Genomic DNA, 253 nt, shown 5'->3' with positions numbered 1-253 from the left:
GCAGGATCTCCACTTCGCCACGATTGATCTCATTGATCACCCACATCAGCGGTACATAGGCAATGCCCGCGCCTGCGGCCAGCCAGCGCACCAATGTCATCGGATCGTTGGTCACAAAACGTCCCTCTGGGATCAGACGGGTAGAAATCCCCTCCGGGGCAATTAATTCGAACTCATTATCCGGACGAACGCTGTATTCCAGCCACGAATGATTGCTGAGATCGGCGGGTTTCTCCGGGACACCAAACTGGGC

1 protein-coding gene is annotated in these 253 nt (G+C 55.7%); it reads right to left on the bottom strand.

Translation table 11 applies throughout. The features are described from left to right. Window positions 1–253 (bottom strand): LysR substrate-binding domain-containing protein (locus tag FDX22_RS22555; protein ID WP_255433040.1); only part of this gene is annotated, 253 nt, incomplete at both ends.

Source organism: Citrobacter sp. TBCS-14 (genome assembly GCF_005280805.1).
Taxonomy (GTDB): domain Bacteria; phylum Pseudomonadota; class Gammaproteobacteria; order Enterobacterales; family Enterobacteriaceae; genus Citrobacter; species Citrobacter gillenii.
Note: the sequence above shows the minus strand (reverse complement) of the source record. Positions and strands in the feature narration are given on the sequence as shown.